This is a genomic window from Flaviflexus ciconiae, from assembly GCF_003971195.1.
Lineage (GTDB): Bacteria > Actinomycetota > Actinomycetes > Actinomycetales > Actinomycetaceae > Flaviflexus > Flaviflexus ciconiae.
Genome location: NZ_CP034593.1, coordinates 2,458,401 through 2,477,727 on the forward strand (window position 1 = coordinate 2,458,401; position 19,327 = coordinate 2,477,727).

The 19,327-nt window shown below is 60.6% G+C and carries 17 protein-coding genes; 9 read left to right on the forward strand and 8 right to left on the reverse strand.

Translation table 11 applies throughout. The features are described from left to right. Positions 1 to 461: 461 nt before the first annotated feature. On the reverse strand, positions 462 to 3,254 hold the full coding sequence (ppc, locus tag EJ997_RS10985) for a phosphoenolpyruvate carboxylase (RefSeq protein WP_228201487.1): 2,793 nt from the start codon (positions 3,252 to 3,254) through the stop codon (positions 462 to 464). Between the two features lie 164 nt (positions 3,255 to 3,418). Here ppc and EJ997_RS10990 point away from each other — a divergent pair, with 164 nt between their 5' ends. From EJ997_RS10990 to EJ997_RS11000, 3 genes are read left to right on the forward strand one after another with little or no spacing between them, the layout of a single operon-like run. Next, positions 3,419 to 3,628 (forward strand): heavy-metal-associated domain-containing protein, encoded by a 210-nt coding sequence (locus EJ997_RS10990; protein WP_126704589.1) that lies wholly within the window; start codon positions 3,419 to 3,421, stop codon positions 3,626 to 3,628. A gap of 59 nt (positions 3,629 to 3,687) precedes the next feature. Further along, entirely contained in the window at positions 3,688 to 6,177 is a 2,490-nt protein-coding gene (locus EJ997_RS10995) for a heavy metal translocating P-type ATPase (RefSeq protein ID WP_126704590.1), read from the forward strand. Between the two features lie 53 nt (positions 6,178 to 6,230). After that, positions 6,231 to 6,545 carry a metal-sensitive transcriptional regulator gene (locus tag EJ997_RS11000; protein WP_228201641.1) on the forward strand — a complete coding sequence of 105 codons (315 nt, stop codon included), beginning with the start codon at positions 6,231 to 6,233 and terminating at the stop codon, positions 6,543 to 6,545. Positions 6,546 to 6,716: 171 nt separating this feature from the next. On the opposite strand, the gene EJ997_RS11005 is transcribed toward EJ997_RS11000, so the two are convergent. Further along, positions 6,717 to 7,646, reverse strand: coding sequence for an Fpg/Nei family DNA glycosylase (locus EJ997_RS11005; protein ID WP_126704592.1), 930 nt, complete (start codon positions 7,644 to 7,646; stop codon positions 6,717 to 6,719). 146 nt (positions 7,647 to 7,792) lie between these two features. On the opposite strand from EJ997_RS11005, the gene EJ997_RS11010 reads away from it, so the two are divergent. Further along, positions 7,793 to 8,467 carry a helix-turn-helix transcriptional regulator gene (locus tag EJ997_RS11010; protein ID WP_164719980.1) on the forward strand — a complete coding sequence of 225 codons (675 nt, stop codon included), beginning with the start codon at positions 7,793 to 7,795 and terminating at the stop codon, positions 8,465 to 8,467. Between the two features lie 237 nt (positions 8,468 to 8,704). On the opposite strand, the gene EJ997_RS11015 is transcribed toward EJ997_RS11010, so the two are convergent. Then, positions 8,705 to 9,379, reverse strand: coding sequence for a uracil-DNA glycosylase (locus tag EJ997_RS11015; RefSeq protein WP_126704594.1), 675 nt, complete (start codon positions 9,377 to 9,379; stop codon positions 8,705 to 8,707). 224 nt (positions 9,380 to 9,603) lie between these two features. On the opposite strand from EJ997_RS11015, the gene EJ997_RS11020 reads away from it, so the two are divergent. From EJ997_RS11020 to groL, 3 genes are all read left to right on the forward strand, one after another. Further along, entirely contained in the window at positions 9,604 to 9,870 is a 267-nt protein-coding gene (locus EJ997_RS11020; protein ID WP_206501657.1) for a DUF3263 domain-containing protein, read from the forward strand. A gap of 18 nt (positions 9,871 to 9,888) precedes the next feature. After that, positions 9,889 to 10,581 (forward strand): LytR C-terminal domain-containing protein, encoded by a 693-nt coding sequence (locus tag EJ997_RS11025; RefSeq protein WP_126704596.1) that lies wholly within the window; start codon positions 9,889 to 9,891, stop codon positions 10,579 to 10,581. 191 nt (positions 10,582 to 10,772) lie between these two features. Then, a complete protein-coding gene (gene groL / locus EJ997_RS11030) occupies positions 10,773 to 12,395 on the forward strand; it encodes a chaperonin GroEL (RefSeq protein ID WP_126704597.1) in 1,623 nt (540 codons plus the stop codon). A gap of 238 nt (positions 12,396 to 12,633) precedes the next feature. Here the strand turns inward: groL and EJ997_RS11035 are convergent, their stop codons facing one another. Both EJ997_RS11035 and EJ997_RS11040 read right to left on the reverse strand, forming a co-directional pair. After that, the gene (locus EJ997_RS11035; RefSeq protein WP_126704598.1) at positions 12,634 to 13,077 is read right to left on the reverse strand and encodes a hypothetical protein; all 444 of its coding nucleotides are present in this window, start codon (positions 13,075 to 13,077) and stop codon (positions 12,634 to 12,636) included. Continuing rightward, positions 13,074 to 14,030 (reverse strand): HD domain-containing protein, encoded by a 957-nt coding sequence (locus EJ997_RS11040; protein WP_126704599.1) that lies wholly within the window; start codon positions 14,028 to 14,030, stop codon positions 13,074 to 13,076. The genes EJ997_RS11035 and EJ997_RS11040 overlap by 4 nt, the downstream gene beginning before the upstream one ends. A 131-nt stretch (positions 14,031 to 14,161) precedes the next feature. On the opposite strand from EJ997_RS11040, the gene EJ997_RS11045 reads away from it, so the two are divergent. Next, on the forward strand, positions 14,162 to 14,953 hold the full coding sequence (locus EJ997_RS11045; RefSeq protein WP_126704600.1) for an SDR family NAD(P)-dependent oxidoreductase: 792 nt from the start codon (positions 14,162 to 14,164) through the stop codon (positions 14,951 to 14,953). Further along, the gene (locus tag EJ997_RS11050) at positions 14,950 to 15,699 is read left to right on the forward strand and encodes a lysophospholipid acyltransferase family protein (RefSeq protein WP_126704601.1); all 750 of its coding nucleotides are present in this window, start codon (positions 14,950 to 14,952) and stop codon (positions 15,697 to 15,699) included. Before EJ997_RS11045 ends, EJ997_RS11050 begins: the two co-directional genes overlap by 4 nt. Positions 15,700 to 15,843: 144 nt before the next feature. Here the strand turns inward: EJ997_RS11050 and EJ997_RS11055 are convergent, their stop codons facing one another. The 3 genes from EJ997_RS11055 to EJ997_RS11065 all read right to left on the reverse strand — a co-directional run bounded on the left by EJ997_RS11055 (position 15,844) and on the right by EJ997_RS11065 (position 19,324). Further along, a complete protein-coding gene (locus EJ997_RS11055) occupies positions 15,844 to 17,250 on the reverse strand; it encodes a sensor histidine kinase (RefSeq protein WP_126704602.1) in 1,407 nt (468 codons plus the stop codon). Between the two features lie 83 nt (positions 17,251 to 17,333). Then, positions 17,334 to 18,047: a response regulator transcription factor gene (locus EJ997_RS11060; protein ID WP_126704603.1), complete on the reverse strand. Its 714-nt coding sequence runs from the start codon at positions 18,045 to 18,047 to the stop codon at positions 17,334 to 17,336. Between the two features lie 518 nt (positions 18,048 to 18,565). Further along, positions 18,566 to 19,324 (reverse strand): PspA/IM30 family protein, encoded by a 759-nt coding sequence (locus EJ997_RS11065; RefSeq protein ID WP_126704604.1) that lies wholly within the window; start codon positions 19,322 to 19,324, stop codon positions 18,566 to 18,568. Positions 19,325 to 19,327: the final 3 nt, after the last annotated feature.

A 19,327-nucleotide genomic window follows, 5' to 3' on the forward strand; every position in this document is an offset into this window, starting at 1 on the left:
CATAGGCAGCTTCGATGGCTTGCGGTTTCGTGCTGGAGACCTCCTGGGTTCATTGTCGTGGGGAGAGGTAACGCTGGCCCCGTGAATGGGTCTGGACAGAAATGAGGGGCATGCCCGCATTCGGCATGCCCCTCACAACTGGTGTGGCCCGTAACAAGGATACAGTAAATTAATGGTTTCTGGCTAGCGGTGGCGAATGTTAACGGTGGACGCTTTACCGCGGGTTTGAATCCATGTCAGCATAAGTTGGGTATCCATGCGTAAAAGTTAGCCATTCTGTTCCGGTGTGGTGGGAGATCGCTATTAGGTACTGCTTCGGATTGTCTTAACTCACTACATTCTGGATGTCCGAATTCTACCTAATTCGGGACCGATTACTGTGGGAGTGACCTGCGCAAATGACTGTGCCCCGGACGTGTCGATCTGGTCGACTATCCGGGGCACAGGCGAGACGATGAGAATCAGCCGGTGTTCCTCATACCGGCGGAAATACCGTTGATCGTGGTCAGCAGGGCCCTCTTCAGGTCCTCGCCCGCCTCGACGTCGTCGAGCTGCCGGATCCTGGTCAGGAGGTTCACCTGCATGTAGCTGATCGGGTGCAGGTACTGGTCGCGCACCTCGAGCGTACGCTTGAGCGTCGGGTTTGAATCGAGAAGCTCGTTCTCGCCGGTGAGGGCACGGATCTCTTCGAGGGTAATCTCGAACTCTTCCTTGATGAGGTGGAAGAGGTGCCAGAGCCGCTCGGGGGCCAGCGAACGGACGTAGTGCTGGGCGATGCCCAGGTCGGTCTTCTTCGTCGTCATCTCCACGTTGGAGATCACGGCACGGAAGAAGTGCCACGTCTGGTACATCTCCTTGAGAGCATCCTCCTGGCCCGCTTCGCGGGCCGCCCGGAGGGCGGTTCCCACGCCGAACCAGCCGGGGACAATCTGGCGGGACTGCGTCCATCCAAACACCCAGGGGATGGCTCGCAGTCCATCAAGGCCCTTGTCGGCCGTTGTGCGCTTGGAGGGACGGGAGCCGATGTTGAGCATGCCGAGCTGCTCAACCGGGGTGGTGGTCACGAAGTACTCGGGAAGGTCCGGGTCGTCGATTAGCTGACGGTAACGACCAAATGCTGCCTCGGAAATCAGGTCCATGAGCTTATCGCGCTCGACCTGCACCTGGGCTGTTGCGCGGGCAACCCGGTGCAGGCTAGAGCCCTCGAGGACTGCGGCAACGGTGAGTTCCAGGTTTTCCCTGGCAAGTTCGGGATGTAGGTACTTGTCGGAGATAACTTCGCCCTGCTCGGTGAACTTGATAGCACCATCAAGGACACCGTACGGCTGCGAGAGGATCGACTCGTAGGTGGGGCCGCCGCCGCGGCCAACGGAACCGCCGCGGCCGTGGAAGAGGCGGAGGGTGATGCCGTGACGGGCACAGACGTCGCGGAGGCGACGCTGGGCCTGGTGGATCTCCCACTGGGATGTGAGAACGCCCGAGTCCTTGTTCGAATCGGAATACCCGAGCATGACTTCCTGGATATTCCCCCTCATCCGAACTATTTCGCGGTACGTGGGATCGGAGAACAGGGTTTCGAGGATGTCGTCCGCCATCCGCAGCTCCCGGACCTCTTCGAGGAGGGGAACAAAGCCGATGTCGGCACGGCCCGAGGTTGCACCGTTCGGGGTTTCGATCAGCCCAGCTTCGCGTGCAATAACTGCGGCGGCGAGGATGTCGTGAGCGCCGTGAGTCATGGAGACAATGTAGGTTTCCGCAACAGCCTGGCCATAGATTCGCTGAGCCTTCGCGATTTCCGCGAACGTCTCGTAGGTGTTCTGGGCGGAGTCGGTGATCTCCAGGGTGCCGTTGTGCAGGCCGGGGCCAGCGATCGGGCGCTTGGAGGCAAGCTCGCGGGAGAGAAGAGCGGTGCGCTGCTCGTCATCCATCTCGCTATAGGGGATCTCGGTATCGCCGAGGCGGTCGAAGAGCTGTTCGAGGAGCTCGTGATGCTTGGCGGAGTGCTCGCGCACGTCAATGGCGGCCAGGGTCAGACCCATTCCCGCAAGAGTGCGGCTGAGTTCCCCGGCAAGGCCGTTTATAACGAGGTCGGAGCCGGTGCGTTCCAGGGCGCCGAGCAGGATGTCGAGATCCTCGCGGATTTCACCTGTGTTGGCATAGTCGTGGCCGGGCTCGTGGGGCGTACCCTCGTTGATCCGGTCGCGAGTATTGAGGTACTTACCCTTCATGAGTTCGATCTTGAGGCGGAACGGCTCGTCCCGGAACAGGTCGACAACGAACTCCGGGAACTTTGGAAGCGCCGTGAGGTCGGCTTCGATGGATGCCTGAAGCTGTTCGTCGGCCGGGGTGAGGTTCGTCGAAACGGAGAGGACCTGGGATCCGGTGTCGAGCTTCTCGAGAGCGACCTCGATTGCCTCATTTGCCTGCATGCGCAGGATCTCGGCCGTGACCTCGGGGGTGACGAAGGGGTTGCCGTCGCGGTCGCCGCCGATCCACGAGAACAGCTTGAGGGGTTCGACGTTCTGCTTGACGTCAACGCCAGCGGCCTCGACCTCGGCGGCGAGAAGAGCTACCGTGCCGGGGAGGGCGTCCGTGTAAAGGGTCTTGAGGTAGTAGAGGAGGTTACGGGCCTCATCGACGGGGGAGGGGGCCGTGTGCCTCAGTTCGTCCGTCTGCCACAGGAGTTCGATGACCTCTGCAAGGTCACGATCTTGGCGGCGGCGTGCCGCCGTGCCCTCTTCGGTGTCCTGCGAGAGAACGTGGAAGAGCCTGCGGAGCTTCGAGAGCACGGCGCGGCGGGAGGCCTCGGTTGGGTGGGCTGTGAACACGAGCCTAATGTCGAGAGCGTTCGCAATCCGGTCCAGCTCCTCGGCGCCGAGGGAGTCGGTGATCCGAGTGACTGCACGCGCGATCCACTCTTCGGACTCGGGACGCAGTTTGCGGGCGCGGGAACGCTGATTCTGCTCTGCCGTGTTGGCGAGCTGGAAGTACAGGGTGAATGCTCGAACGAGATCCGTCACGCGCTCCATAGGGAGGTCGCGAAGCTCCTCTTCCATTTGAGCAAAGACCTCGAGGCGATTATCGGACTGCTGGGCTTCCTTTGCGAGCCGACGAATTCGCTCGACCTGCTCGAGGAGGTCGTCCCCCTTCTGAGCGGCGAGGATCTCGCCAAGCATGGTGGCGAGGCGTCGGACGTCGGCCCGTAGCGCGGCATCCGTCTCGCTCCGGGTATCACGATCAATGTTCTCTGACACGTGTTCTCCTCTGTTGGACCATCGCAACCTTAAAACACTTTTCCTTCCCGAGGGCTACCTGTCCAACCGTGTGATAGGACATACGTCCCATTGACCCATACCCCTGAGGGGTATAAATTAGACAGTGCAATACCCACCGGGGGTATCTAATCGAAAGGTTTATCATGACGACCACCGAATTTGATGTTACGGGAATGACCTGCGGCCACTGCGAGGCCAGCGTTCGTGAAGAAGTCACCGAAATTGCTGGTGTTGACAGTGTCGAGGTGTCGCACGAGACCGGCAAGCTCGTTGTTAACGCATCTGCTCCCGTCTCCGATTCCGACGTCATTGCAGCTGTCGACGAGGCCGGCTACAAGGCCGTCCGCGCCTAACCTGGATTCAATTATTTGCCGATTTAGCTTCCTTTCCGCTCATAGATAAAGAGGTACGTATGTCAACTCCGACAATCGCCACCGATTCGATTGAACTTGAGGTCGGCGGCATGACGTGCGCGTCATGCGCCAACAGGGTGGAAAGGAAGCTGAACAAGCTCGACGGTGTTTCGGCAACCGTCAACTATGCGACCGAGAAGGCCCGTGTCGACGTGCCCGAGGGTTACGACCCGAACCTGCTTGTCGAAGAGGTTGAGAAGGCCGGCTACACCGCGACCTTCAAGAAGAAGGAGATGCCGAAGGGCTGGCTCGAGCTCTCCATCGGTGGCATGACCTGTGCGTCATGTGCAAACCGCGTGGAGCGAAAGTTGAATAAGCTCGATGGCGTTTCGGCAACGGTCAACTATGCGACCGAGAAGGCCCGCGTTGAGATCCCAGAGGGTTACGACCCCGACCTGCTCGTCGCAGAGGTTGAGAAGGCTGGCTACACGGCTCAGCTTCCCGAGCCTCCCGCGGCGGATGAGGAAACGCAGGAGAGCGACGGCGAGGAACAGCCGGATCGCGAACTGGAGTCGCTAAGGCAGCGCCTCATTGGTGCGGTTATCCTTTCCGTGCCCGTCATCATTATTTCGATGATCCCCGCCCTCCAGTTCCCGAACTGGCAGTGGCTGATGCTGACTCTCACCGCCCCCGTTGTTGTCTGGTGCGGTTACCCGTTCCACAAGGCTGCGTGGACGAACCTGAAGCATGGTGCGACGACCATGGACACCCTGATCTCGCTTGGTACGATCTCGGCTTTCCTTTGGTCCCTGTACGCACTCTTCTTCGGCACCGCCGGTGAGACGGGCATGACCCACGGCTTCGAGCTGACCCCGAGCCAGGGCTCGGGCGAGGGCAACATTTACCTCGAGGTGGCCGCCGGTGTCATCATGTTTGTTCTGCTTGGTCGCTACTTCGAAAAGAAGTCGAAGCGCGAAGCTGGCAGTGCCATGAGGGCGCTCATGGACATGGGTGCGAAGGACGTCGCTGTTCTGCGGAACGGCGCCGAGGTGCGCATTCCCATTGGCCAGCTCAAGGTTGGCGACGAGTTCGTTGTCCGCCCGGGCGAGAAGATCGCCACCGACGGTGAAGTTATTTCCGGTGCTTCGGCAGTTGATGCGTCGATGCTGACCGGTGAGTCGGTCCCCGTTGAAGTTGAGGTTGGTGACAAGGTCACCGGTGCAACCGTCAACGCTGGGGGACGCCTCGTTGTGCGCGCAACCCGCGTTGGCTCCGACACGCAGCTTGCCCAGATGGCGCGCCTTGTTGAGGAAGCCCAGACCGGCAAGGCCGATGTTCAGCGGCTCGCCGACAGGATCTCGGGAATCTTTGTTCCCATCGTTATCGTCATTGCCGTTGTCACGCTGATTGGCTGGCTGGTAACCGGCCACTCCGCCACGATGGCATTCACGGCCGCCGTTGCCGTTCTCATCATTGCCTGCCCCTGCGCTCTCGGCCTGGCCACCCCGACGGCTCTTCTCGTGGGAACCGGTCGCGGTGCTCAGCTCGGCATTCTTATCAAGGGCCCCGAGGTTCTTGAACAGACGAAGACCGTCGACACCATCGTTCTCGACAAGACCGGTACCGTCACGACCGGTGTCATGACTCTCGAAGACGTCCACGTTTCCGGAACCGATAAGCAGACTCTGCTTTCCCGGGCAGGTAGCCTCGAGGATGCCTCCGAGCACCCGATCGCGAAGGCAATCGCGGATGGTGCGCGGGAAGAGCTCGGTGAGCTCCTGCCCGTCGACAACTTCGCGAACCGCGAGGGTCACGGCGTTGCAGGAACTGTTGACGGCAAGGACGTCCTGGTCGGCAAGCCCTCCATGCTTGCCGAAAAGGGCATGGAACTTGGTGAACTCGAGCAGCCTTTCATCACCGCCCAGGAAGCCGGCAAGACCGTTGTTGCGGCCGGTTGGGACGGTCAGGTCCGCGGCGTCCTGGTCGTAGCCGACCAGGTGAAGGCCACCTCTGCGCAGGCTATTTCCCAGCTCAAGGAGCTCGGCCTCGAGACCATTCTGCTGACCGGCGATAACGACCGCGTGGCCCAGCAGATTGCTGGCCAGGTAGGAATCGACGAGGTTATCTCCGAAGTTCTTCCGCAGGACAAGGTCGACACCGTCAAGTCCCTCCAAGAGAGCGGCAAGGTTGTTGCCATGGTTGGCGACGGCGTTAACGACGCCCCCGCACTCGCGCAGGCAGACCTCGGTCTCGCCATGGGAACCGGCACCGACGTTGCCCTCGAGGCTGCAGACATCGCACTGATCCGTGGTGACCTGCGCAGTGCAGCCGACGCAATTAGGCTGTCCCGCAAAACCCTCGGAACAATCAAGGGGAACCTGTTCTGGGCATTTGCCTACAACACCCTGGCGATTCCCTTCGCGGCCCTCGGCATGCTCAACCCCATGCTGGCCGGCGCCGCCATGGCATTCTCGTCAGTCTTCGTTGTCTCCAACTCGCTGAGGCTCCGAGGATTCAAGTCCCGCGCAACGGATGGAGCCACGCAATGAGCACGGTAGTCAACGACCACGACGAACAGCAACCAGACGTCCAGGCAGAACAGGTGGCCGACGGCCACGAGAACTGCGCCCACGCCACCCACGGCTACTCGCAGGACAAAGCCAAGTACCTGGCACGCCTGCGCAGGATCGAAGGTCAGGCCCGAGGCATCCACCGCATGGTGGACGAGGACGTGTACTGCATCGATATCCTCACCCAGATCTCAGCCATGACCTCCGCCCTGGAGAACGTTGGCCTGTCCCTTCTCAAGGACCACCTCAACCACTGCGTCGTTGACGCGGCACGTGCCGGTGGCCCGGAAGCCGAGGAGAAGATCGAAGAGGCCATGGCGGCAATCACCCGCCTGGTGAAGTCGTAAAAATAGAATCCAACCAAAAATGATCGCGGGCCCCAATCGGGGCCCGTCATCATGTCCGTGACACTTCCTTCAACGACGGTCTTCGGAGTTTCCGCGAAAACTGAAGTTTCCAGAAAAGCGGGAGTTTCCACGAAAGACGGTCGCAGGAATGATCATGCTGTTTGATTAGATCTATCGCTGACACCCTGGGCACCAGAACAGCCTGCGCCCCGCCATGTCGCTCTCAACAATCTTTGTTCCGCACCGCCAACACGCCCTGCCGGTGCGGTGGTAGACCGCAAAGCGACGATCGTCCTCATCGGCAGGATCCTCCGGCACATACTCGGGTGGGTTCGTGAGAATAATGCCGTCCCGCTTGCCCTCGTTCATGGCCGAGACGAGATCATCCCACAGCAGGCCCAGCCGCGCTTCGGATACTCGGTTGCCGGGGCGCAGCGGATTGATGCCCACACGGAACAGGCAGTCAGCCCGATAAATGTTGCCGGGGCCAGCCGTCACGGCCTGGTCGAGAACAAGCTGGCCGACCGGCACCCGCCTCTTACGGACAAGGGAGATGAAGCGCTCGCGATCACCCGGATAGTTGCGGAGCGGATCCGGGCCAAGCCTATTGAGGACGGTGCGAACACCGCTACCATCCAACACCCGGCACTGATTGGGTCCCGTCAGATCGGCAATACCGTGCTCCTGAGCAAGCCGGATCCGTACCGTGTCGCGGGGGATCGGGGGCTCCCAGTCGGTCATGACTCTCTCGTCATCACCCTCGGCAAGCTTCTCCTGCTCGCCAATCTTGCGGCGCGGTGCGCCAATTGTGTCCTCGGCAATGAACTCGGTGTCACCATCGAAAGACCAGGAGCCGTACAGTCCCAGGTGGACATGGAGCCAGTCCGGACCGTCCTCGCCAAGTTCAACTGTCATGGGTTCCGGCGCAAACGGCATGAAGAAATGTTTACCCCAGGCCTCGGCGGGAAGAGCGACCTGCCCGTCGAGTTTCGCGGCCCCCTGAGCAAACCGGCCCTGCGGGGAAGTGATCTTGGGCCGCAACCCTGAAAACAGTTCGGTGAGAGCTCCGGCAAGCCGGTGTACGGTATGCCCTTCAGGCATGTGACTCCTTCAGTCGTTGCGAACGCACAGGTTCTCCACCCCCGGGACACGATTCTTATAGCATATCTGGGCCGTATGGCGGATGATTCTACGGAATTGCGTGGTATTGTCAGGAAATATCCGTGACTATTATGAGGGAGAGTATCATGGCGATCGTTCACAGCCGGGGCCCGCGTCCCATGGCTGAAGCGCTCAACCAGGCAACTCCGTTGACCCGTCAGCAGCGGCGACTCCTTGACACGCTTGTCGAGATGGCACGGTCTGTGACTGTTGTTGAGCTTGCCGAAGCCCTCGAATCCCACCCCAACACCATCCGCGAGCACCTCGCCGTGTTGGAAGAGAGCGGGCTGGTTTCTGCCGCGACCGTTCCCAGCAAGGGCCGTGGCCGCCCGCGCAAGGTTTACCGGACCAATGCTGGCGCACGCGGCGCACCCGCACGTCACCTCGTTGGACTCATTACCGCTGCGCTCAAGGCATTCCCCGATGATACGGCTCAGGCTGATGGGTACCGCTGGGGCAGAACCTGGGGTGAGGATATTGCCGCGAGCGGCGTCTACGACGGATCCGATGGCGCCGTTGAGGGCGTGACGTCGTTGATGGCGGACATGGGTTTCGCCCCTCAAATGATTGACTCAAACCAGGGTTGCATGGGGCTTACTCAGTGCCCGCTCCTGTCCACCGGCCAGGCCGTCCCAAAGGGGCTCTGCGAAATTCACCAGGGCATGCTCGACGAAGTCCTCAATAGAGAGGCACCCGATGCCAAGGCCTTTGTCGAACCATTTGCCGAGCCCAACGCGTGCAGGCTCACGGTCAACCCGTAACGGCTGACCGACCAACCGGCCAGCATTAACAATGCGGGCCGAATTCCGGCGAACCCGGTTGTCGGTACCAGCATCACCTTCAATGCAGGTACCAGAGATATTCGCCTAGCGGGCGGCACTAATTGTCGGAAAATTTTTCCCGAGTTGCCAAAGGACTCGCTCTTAAAGCCCGTGTCGGGAGCGCTTGCCAGCCGACAGGCCCCGCGTTAACACCCTCGCTGGCCACCGCTCTCGGAACTAAAGCACCCGCCAGTCGACGGGGTCGGCACCCTGCTCTTCGAGGAGAGCATTTGCTCGGCTGAATGGCCGTGAGCCGAAGAAACCCCGGGAGGCTGAAAGTGGGGAAGGGTGCGGGGAAGCGATGATCGGTGTATCCCCAAGAAGGGGAGTGAGCTCCTGTGCCTGCTTGCCCCACAGGATTGCGACGAGCGGACTGCCACGTTCAGCCAGTTGGGTGATTGCGTGTGACGTGATCGCTTCCCATCCCTTACCGCGGTGGGAAGCTGCGGCACCCGGACGGACCGTTAGAACCCTGTTGAGAAGCATGACGCCCGCGTTCTGCCACGATGTCAGGTCGCCCGTTGCGGCGGGCGGAATCCCAAGATCGGCCTCGAGTTCCTTATAGATATTGGTCAGCGACCGGGGGAGCGGCCGGACTTCGCGCTCAACCGAAAACGACAGGCCAACGGCGTGGCCGGGAGTTGGGTAGGGGTCCTGGCCGACAATCAGAATCCGCACGTCCGTCATTGGCCTCGTGAATGCTCGGAGGACCCGATCGCCGTGCGGGAGATAGCTGTGGCCTGCTGCGACCTCTTCGCGCAGAAAATCACCCATAGCATGAATCTCATCCTCGACGGGAGCAAGAGCGTCGGCCCAGTCGGATGCGACAAGTTCGCGGAGCGGTTTCACCATGCCACCAGGCTACTGCAGGTGGAGAAGCGGCAGGCTCCTACCAGAGATCTATGCAACCCTGGAATGATCCAGAGTGAGTTGGGCACCCGAATCTCACCTTGTGCAGGTGTGGACGCTACGATGAAACGATCATCGCAATCGGTGCTGAGCCGAGGCGCGCAGTGACTGCTATTTGACGATTTCGGTGGACCACTGCAGGTGACAGGCGTGTTGAAAGGGAGAGAGTGGCGGAAAGCGGAACGAGTTTGAGTGAGGAAGACCTGGCGGTTCTGGAACTCGAGGACGGCTGGCAGAAGAATTATTCGACGAAGGCCGAAGCCATTCGGCGCGAGCTCGGATGGTCGACAACGAAGTACTACATTCGCCTCAATCTGCTGCTCGACAACCCGGAAGCAATCTACTCTCGTCCCGTCACCGTGGGCCGACTCAGAAGGCTTCGAGAAGCTCGAACCGATGAACGCGGCGGTGCACATACGCAACAATCGTCATAAGCGGCTAAAGTTAGCGGCGTGGAGCAGTATCCAAAGGACGAATTCGACGAGCTCGCTGAAGCTCGGACCCTCAGAGGAGCGCATCGGAAGAAGCGCTCCCCACTCAGAGTCCTCATTCCCTTCCTCGCTGTTCTGATCATCGCTCCCGCACTCGGGTGGGGCGTTGTCGAGCTTATGAGCCAGGACGGCATGACCAACCCCTTCGTCGCCGCAGACGAGTCGGACGAAGAATCCGAAGCCGGTGAATCCGATGATGCGGCGGATGGTGGATCTGGCGATGCTGAGGGCACCGCTGACCCCTCGGGTGACGAAACCGATAACGGCACCGATCCGGCCGACCCAACCGACGATACTGAGACGGCAGATCCGACGGACGATGCCTCCGAGGAGCCAACCGAGGAGCCGAGCGAAGACATTGAGACTCTCGCTCCCGTTCCCGGCGTCAGCTACGACGCCAGCGTTCTGCTCTACAACGGCACGGGAGTCCCGGGCGGCGCGGCCGAGGCAGAGAGCACTCTGCGGACGGCCGGATATACGAACATCACGGTCCAGGACTACGCGGGTGCGACACCAGCAAACGATGCCATCTACTTCGCCTCAAATGAGCTGTACGCCACAGGACAGAACGTCGCGCAGAACCTGGTGATCGACTTCTGGGCGGAGAACGCTGGAATGACGGGGGCGTCGGACATCGTCATCTACATTCGCTGACGTCCGCTGGTAGCGTGATCTTTTTCCCCGTCTTGCACTCGACGGGTGAGAGTGCCAAAATCGAGTTAGCACTCTCCATGCGAGAGTGACAGATTTCGGCCGATGAGGCCAGGTGGGTTTCGGAAAGTCCGTTGCCTCCTGACCGTCCGTCGCGGGCGTTGGCCGACCACCACGTGGAGGAATATCACGCTATGGCTAAAACCATTGCTTTCAATGAGGATGCTCGTCGCGCCATGGAGCGCGGCCTCAACACCCTGGCCGACACCGTCAAGGTGACGCTTGGCCCCAAGGGACGCAACGTCGTCCTCGACAAGAAGTGGGGCGCACCCACGATCACCAACGATGGCGTTTCGATCGCCAAGGAAATTGAGCTCGAGGATCCCTACGAGCGCATCGGCGCCGAGCTCGTCAAGGAAGTTGCCAAGAAGACGGATGACGTCGCTGGCGACGGCACGACCACCGCAACCGTTCTTGCTCAGGCACTCGTCCGCGAGGGCCTCCGCAACGTCGCCGCTGGCGCGAACCCGATCGGACTCAAGCGCGGCATCGATGTTGCCGTCGAGGCCATCACCGAGCGTCTCCTGGCTGATGCCACGGAGATCGAGACCAAGGAGCAGATCTCCGCTACCGCAGCGATCTCGGCTGGCGACCCCGCAATCGGCGAGCTGATTGCCGAGGCTCTCGACAAGGTCGGCAAGGAGGGTGTCGTCACCGTTGAGGAGTCGAACACCTTCGGCCTTGACCTTGAGCTCACCGAGGGTATGCGCTTCGACAAGGGCTACCTCTCCCCGTACTTCGTGACCGACGCTGAGCGCCAGGAAGTTGTCCTCGAGGATGCCTACGTCCTGCTCGTCGAGTCGAAGATCTCGAACGTCAAGGATCTTCTGCCGCTGCTCGAGAAGGTTATGCAGACCAGCAAGCCCCTCGTCATCATCTCCGAGGACATCGAGGGCGAAGCTCTCGCAACCCTCGTCGTCAACAAGATCCGCGGCACCTTCAAGTCCGCTGCCGTAAAGGCACCTGGCTTCGGCGACCGCCGCAAGGCAATGCTCCAGGACATGGCTATCCTCACCGGTGGCCAGGTCATTTCCGAGACCGTCGGCCTCAAGCTTGAGAACGCTGATCTCGACCTCCTCGGCCAGGCCCGCAAGGTCGTCATGACCAAGGACGAGACCACCATCGTCGAGGGTGCAGGCACCAAGGACGCCATTGACGGCCGTGTTGCCCAGATCAAGGGCGAGATCGAGAACTCGACCTCCGACTACGACCGCGAGAAGCTTCAGGAGCGCCTCGCCAAGCTTGCTGGCGGCGTCGCTGTCATCAAGGCTGGCGCAGCCACCGAGGTGGAGCTCAAGGAGCGCAAGCACCGCATTGAGGATGCAGTCCGCAACGCGAAAGCTGCCGTTGAAGAGGGCATAGTCCCCGGCGGCGGTGTCGCACTCATCCAGGCCGCCAAGGACGTTATCGACGGCCTTTCCCTCGAGGGCGATGAGGCAACCGGCGCTGCAATCGTCGCTTCCTCCGTTGCGGCCCCGCTCAAGCAGATCGCTGAGAACGCAGGCCTCGAGGGCGGCGTTGTTGTTGAGAAGGTTGCCAACGCTGAGAAGGGTGTCGGCCTCAACGCCGCCACCGGCGTCTACGAGGACCTCCTCCAGGCCGGTGTTAACGACCCGGTTAAGGTAACCCGCTCTGCCCTGCAGAACGCTGCTTCGATCGCGAGCCTCTTCCTCACGACCGAGGCCGTCGTCGCTGACAAGCCGGAGCCCGCAGCCCCGGCAGCCCCCGGCGCTGACGACATGGGCGGCATGTACTAAAAACGCCCAGCCAACGGCTAACTGAAGGAGGGGAGCACCAAACGCGGTGTTCCCCTCCTTCAGTCATGTCTGAAAGCTTCCAGTCATATCCAACAGCCCCCGGCGTATCTGCGAGTAAAACTCGCAAGGGACGGCTGCGAATGTTCGGCGGGAGTTTTATGCCGATATTTCCTTTTTGCATGGCGGTATTTCCCGACTTGCGAATGCAGTGGCCGTGCCCGACTGCGGCGAAGCGGCACTAGTAGGCTGGTTCCCGTTCAAAGCCAGCCCGTCCATCCCCGTTATCGTCATCCTCGTCGGGCGTGGCCGCGGTGGCCGGTTCCTCGTCAACCCAGTCAGGGGTGGTGGCCGTCAGAGAGCTAGGTGCCGGAGGTTGGGCGAGGTTGGCGGAGCCACTACGCTCAGTATGCTTGGTCCGAGGGGCGTCAGTTTTAACCGGTTTAGAACGAGCGGCCGTGGAGTGACCAGATTCTGCTTGAGACGTGTCCGCGGGGGTGGGCGCACTCGTGGCTTCGGGAAGTCCTGCCTGCCTGCGGGCCAGCCTCTCCTGCATTCGTTTTGCAATATCGTCCCGTTCGGCCTTCTTCCGTTCGGCCGGGGTGAGCTTTCTAGGGGGAGATCCGGGCTCCGCCTCATCGGGCATGTCCTCTAGCGAGGAACGGACAACTTCGGGTTCCCTCACGGCCCCTGCGACAGGGTGCGGGGCAACAAGTCATCCTGTGAGGATGGAAGGACCTCCAGCTCCGAGGGCCGATCGGCGGGAACCAAAGGATTCTCAGCTCGCTTCTGCGCATATTCCTCGGGAGTGAGCGGACTGGCTTCGGTCTCTGTTTCGGGATTGGGAACGCTGTCGCTAGTGTCGTTTGGTGAACCGGGATGCTTCCACTCGCTTGGTGGCTCGGTTTCCGCTGGGATCTGAATATTCTGAAGCTCTGCAAGCTTCACTTCCAGCCGATCAAGTTCGGCCGATAGGTTCTCCCGCGCCTGAGATTCCCACTGCCTGCCAAGCGGTGACACAAAGATCTGTTTGCGTGCCAGCAGTCGTTTGACGATCTCCCGTCGTGCCTCCAGGAATGATTGGGCGGGAATGTGTGCGTATTCTTCGCGAACAGCCTCCAGGTACTTGGCGTACTTTTGGGGGCCTGCGGCAAGGGAACCGAGATGAGCATCGCGGAGGGCAAGCTTGTCGATGTCGACCGTGCTCAGCGTAGTCGACACGCACGGGTCTTCCTCCCTCGGCTGCTTTTTCATGCCGGTAATGAGATCGGCGATCCGGTCGACCTTTTTCTCTTCGATGCCGAGTTCGGCAAGTTCGGCGCGCGCTACGCGTGCCGATTCGACCTCGTTCTCGCCGCCGTTGCGGGTGTAGGCATCCTTCTCGGACGTGGAGAACACGCAGCCGTGATAGTAGGCGGCGAGCCTTACAAGATCGGGACTGTGGGTTTCCGGCGCTAGGGCGGTGACGCGTGAGAGGACGTCGGTAAGGTGGTGCAGGTCGTGGTGGTGACGATCCTTGCCGTTCCAGCGCGTGATCAGGCGTTCCGCGGCATCCGTAATCTCCTCATCGGGCGCCGTTGCGCCCGCGGCGCGGGCACTCCTGATAAAGGTGGGGAGAAGCCACTGGGGATAGTCCATACGTGGGTCGATGCCTTTCTACGGTCACCGGAAGTCTAGACTCATTCGGGGTAGTTTTCGACCGGCGGAGGTCCCGCGAGGTCCCGGCGTGCACTACCCTTAGTGATGTACTAGTAGGAAGGTTCAGGCACATGGCCAAGAGCACTCACCCCCTTGCAGGGCGAGCCCTCATCACGGGTGGAACGTCCGGGATTGGGTTGGAGTTTGCCAGGCAGCTTGCCGAGCGTGGCCTGAACCTCGTCCTGGTCGCACGCGAACAGGATCGCCTCGAACGCACCGCCAAGCAGTTCGAGTGGCGCCACGGAGTAACCGTTGAGGTTATTGCCGCAGACCTGGGAACCCCCGAAGGCCGCTCCTCCGTTGCGGACCGCCTCCTGGATGATGAATCACCGGTCAACGTTTTCGTGAACAACGCCGGTGCGGGACTGTACGAGCCACTCGTCACCGACAACCTGGAGCCGCACCGCAAAGCCATTGAGGTCATGTTGTGGGCCGTTCTCGAACTGGGTGCGGCAGCGGGCCGTGCCATGAAGCAACGGGGAAGCGGAACAATCATCAACACCGCTTCGATCTCGGGCCTGGTTCCCATGGGTGGGTACTCTGCCATCAAGTCCTGGGTGAAGACCTACTCCGAGGCGCTCTACCTTCAGCTCCGTGCTCACGGCGTTCACGTGACGACCTTTATGCCGGGCTGGGTCCGCACCGAATTCCATCAGCGCACCGGTGTGAAGACCTCGAACATTCCCGACTTCCTGTGGCTGGAACCGGAGCGCGTCGTGCGCGAATGCCTTGAGGACACAGAAAAGGGCAAGGTCATGTCGATCCCCTCGAAGCGTTTCAAGGTCATTGGCTTCCTTGCCGAACGGGGGCCGCAGGGAGCCGTGCGGGCCGTTGTTCAGAAGATCAACAAGGGGCGTCAGTGAGCAAGCTCCATCCCCTTAATCAGTACACGTCATCATCACACCGGGCGGTCAGGCGGTTTATTCGCCGCACCATTGCACGCCCGCTGATCACGACGCTCCTGTCGACCTCCACCGAGGGCCAGGAGTCCGTGGCGGAACTCGAAGGTGCCTACATTGTTGTTGGTAACCATTCGAGCCACCTCGATGCTCCGATGATGTTCACGTTGCTTCCCTCGCACATGACTGACAGGCTTGCCACCGGTGCGGCCGCCGATTACTTCTATCGCCGTCGCATCATTTCGAAGCTGACGGCACTGTTCTTCAACACCTACCCGATCGAACGAAAGGGCAAGGTGAAGACAGCGACCGGACGTGGCCTTCGGGAGCAGGAAGGCCCGAGCCCCGCCGCCGGCATGACAGGCCGCCTGCTGAGAGCGGGAATCCCGATCCTGATCTTCCCCGAAGGCACCCGTAGCCGCGATGGTCGCATGGGTGAGTTCAAGGCCGGCGCTGCCGCACTGTCCCAGAAGATTAGTGTCCCGATCGTCCCCGTCGCACTTATTGGTGGGCACGATGCTATGCCGGTCGGTGCCGTGTGGCCGAAGCTGGGTCGTCCCCGCGCCAAGCTGGTTCTCGGTAGCCCGATGTTGGCAGAAGACGGGGAGACGGTCGAAGAGTACAACGCCCGCATCCGTGCCTGCGTCGCGGCCATGAAGGCAACCGGACACCCTCACTCCGGTGAAGACATTGACCAGGACGCCGCCTAACGGACTCGTTTCCCTGACGTGCTCTGAAGCACAGAAGAATAAGCCTGAACCAACGAGGGCGAGCACGTGGCATGGCGCCAGATGCTCGCCCTCGGGCTTATCGACTACTGCTGGATCAGTCGGGTAGCGACCGGGTTCGGCAGGCTACTTCTCGAGGTCCTCACTGGTTGGAGAGGATGGGGACACGTACGTGCCTGCGTGGTCGTTCCTCTGGAGGATCGGGATATTGAGCGAAACGGTGGTGCCGCCACCCGGGGTTTCCGAAATATTAGCGGAGCCGTTGTGGGCTGCCGCGATCGAGGAGACGATGGCGAGGCCAAGGCCGGAACCACCGGAAGCTCGGGAACGCGAGGTGTCGACACGGTAGAAGCGTTCGAAGACTTTCTCGCGGTTCTCGGGAGGAATACCCGGACCGTGGTCCCGGACCTCAATGACAGCCATGGTGACCATCCCGGTAACTGCCCTGACCTGTTCCGTGCCAACGGCTATGTCGACCCGCGTGCCCTTCGGGGTGTGCTGCAGGATGTTGGTGAGGAGGTTTGAGACCACCTGGGTGATCTTGTCCCGGTCAACGAGGGCTATGACATCTTCCGGTTCGTCCCCGAACAGGCCGATGACCTCGACCGGATAGTCGGAGGAGCGGGCCCTGAAGTCAAGAATGGCGCTCTGGGCAAGATCGGTGATGTTGGCGGGCGCAATGTTGAGGGGGCGGGACTCGTCGAGGCGAGCAAGCATGAGGAGATCTTCAACGAGCCCTCCCATGCGCCTGGCCTCGGATTCGATCCGGTCCATGGCCTGGCCGACCTTGTCGGGGCCGATCCCTCCCATGCGGTACAGCTCTGCGTAACCGCGCACGGATGCGAGCGGTGTGCGGAGCTCATGAGAAGCATCGGAAACGAATTGCCTCATCTTGTTCTCGGACCGTTCCCGGGCGGTCATGGCGGCCTCGATTTGGCCGAGCATGATGTTGATGGAACCGGCGAGGTGGCCGACTTCGATGCCCATGTTTTCCGTGGGGACGCGCTTGGAAAGGTCGCCCTGGGTAATCTGCTTGGTGGTATGTTCAATGATTCGCAGGGGCTTCAAAGCGTGCTGAACAATGAAGTAAGAAATTAGGGCACCGAGGGCTACGACGCAGGTGGCGATGAGAAGCAGAATGAGCATCATCTGCGTCTTCGTGTGCTCAACGTTGTTGAGCGGGAAGGCAATCGCGACGGCCGGGAACTGCTCCGAAACGGTCGGCAGGTATATGGCGCGCCATGTCGAATTGTCGAGCGTGCCCGGGATTGTTATCGGGTTTGATGGTGGACCATCGAAAACGACCGTGACATCCTTTGGGGTGCCGTACCGTTCCTGCATGGATGGCGACATGTACTGCCAGTCGGCCCCGGCCGCGTTCTGAACGTAAATGTAATACGGCGATGGGACGACCTGAACATTCGTACCCGCCAGGGCATTGAATGTCTGTTGGGCAATGGTGGCGCCGGAAGATTTGAGATCGGAGTCGACCTGGTTCATGAGAACTTGGCTCATGACCGTCATGGTGCTCATAAACACCGCCCCCAGTGCCACGGTGAGCACGAGGACGTAAAGGGCGACAAGCCGCCCGGTCAGACTTCGTTCGTTACGCAAAACTACTGCTGTTCGCGCAGCACGTATCCGATGGCACGCTTCGTATGAATCAGCGGAGTTACTTCAATACCGAGAGCCTCCGAAGAATCGATCTTGCGGCGCAGGTAGGAAATGTAGGACTCGACGATGGAAATCTCACCGTTCCAGTTGTAGTCCCACACATGGTCGATGATCTGTTCCTTCGAAACAACCCGTTCAGCGTTAATCATCAGGTAGCGCAGGAGCTTGAACTCGGTGGGGGACAGCTCCACGTTTACGCCGGCACGGTGCACCTCGTAGGAGTCCTCGTTGAGAACAAGATCGCCATACACAATGTTGCCCTCTTCCCGCTCGTCATTCGTGCGGCGGAGGATCGCGCGGATGCGAGCAACAACCTCTTCCAGGGAGAAGGGCTTCGTCACGTAGTCGTCGCCGCCCACGGACAGGCCACGGACCTTATCCTGAAGATCATCCTTTGCGGTAAGGAACAGCACCGGCAAACCGGGCTCGTGTTCGCGCAGCTTCTTCAGCACTTCGAAGCCATCCATGTCCGGAAGCATGATGTCGAGGACCACCAGGTCGGGGTGAACGAAAGAGACCTGGGAGATCGCCTCGTGACCATCAGCTGCCATGCGGACCTCGAAGCCCGCGAAGGTCAGTGATGCGCTGAGGAGCTCGCGGATCGACGGCTCGTCATCAACTACAAGGATCTTTGCTTCTGCACTCATGCGTTCCATTATCTTGACGTTGGCTGAGAGTTGTCTGGGAAACAAAACGTAATTTCCAGGAAACCGGATACTCCCACAACCGGCTACCAGGCCAGCATCACCAAGTCTCAAGCGGCCTCTGCGAAACGTCACCATCCAGAAACCGCACCATGACAGGAATCTCGGACTCAGTCCAATATTCGAGTAGCCCTCTGCACACGAATCCCACGTCCTTCCCTTGTCTTCGAGATGTGACGAGAGAGTCACCGAGCAGGGCAAGAAATTGACTGCGGCCCGGGTAGAAGAAAAGTTAACTGCGGAGGGTCAGTTAGGAGGCGGCGGTGTGGGTTGGAGGCGGAAGGTCGGGTGGGAGAAGGAACTGACCGAATGATTCGGGGAATCCTTCATTAAGAGGTGCGAATAGAAGATTTGACTAAAGGTCTGAATAGAAGATTTGACTAGAGGAGGGGACCCGCGCGCGGATCCCCTCCCGATGCTAGCGGCTGTCCCGCTGTGGAGACTCTTAGGACCGAGGTCTCCGGGGGTGCCTAGTAGATCGTGCTGTCGCCCGATTCGATGGCCGGCTTTTCCTTGTTGCCGCCCTTGAGGGCTGCGAGGCGGGCTTCGATCTCGATGTTCTTCGAAGCGTCCTCGAGCTCGGCGAACTGGTCGGCGATCGAGGAGCTCTGAAGCTCTGCACGGCCAGCTACGGCTGCCTCTTCGCGCCGGATCTGCTCCTCGTAGCGGGAGATCTCCGACGTGGGGTCGAGAACGTTGATGGAAGCCATCGACTCCTGGACCTGAGCCTGGGCGTGGGCGGACTTCTGGCGAGCAACGAGCGAATCACGCTTGCTCTTCAGCTGGTCCAGCTTCTGGTGCATCGTCTGTAGGCCGTCCTTGAGCTGGTCAACGACCTCGTTCTGCGACTCGATCATCGGCTCGGCGGACTTAGCTTCGGACTCGGCAGCGATCTGCTTGGAGATAGCAACCTTCGCAAGGTCGTCAAACTTCTGTGCGTTCGCATCGTCGCCGGCGCCACGGAACTGCTCGGCACGGTCGGAGGCTGCGATAGCCTTGCGGCCCCAGTCCTCTGCTTCCTTGAGATCCTCAGCATGATCGGCCTCTGCGAGACGGAGGTTACCGATCGTGACTGCGATGGCGTCCTCGGCCTCCGAGATCGAGTTCGTGTAGTCGCGGACGAGCTGATCCAGCATCTTCTGCGGATCCTCAGCGCGATCGAGGAGAGCGTTGATGTTGGCGCGGGCAAGCTGGCCAATACGGCCAAGGATGGACTGCTTTTCAGCCATGGT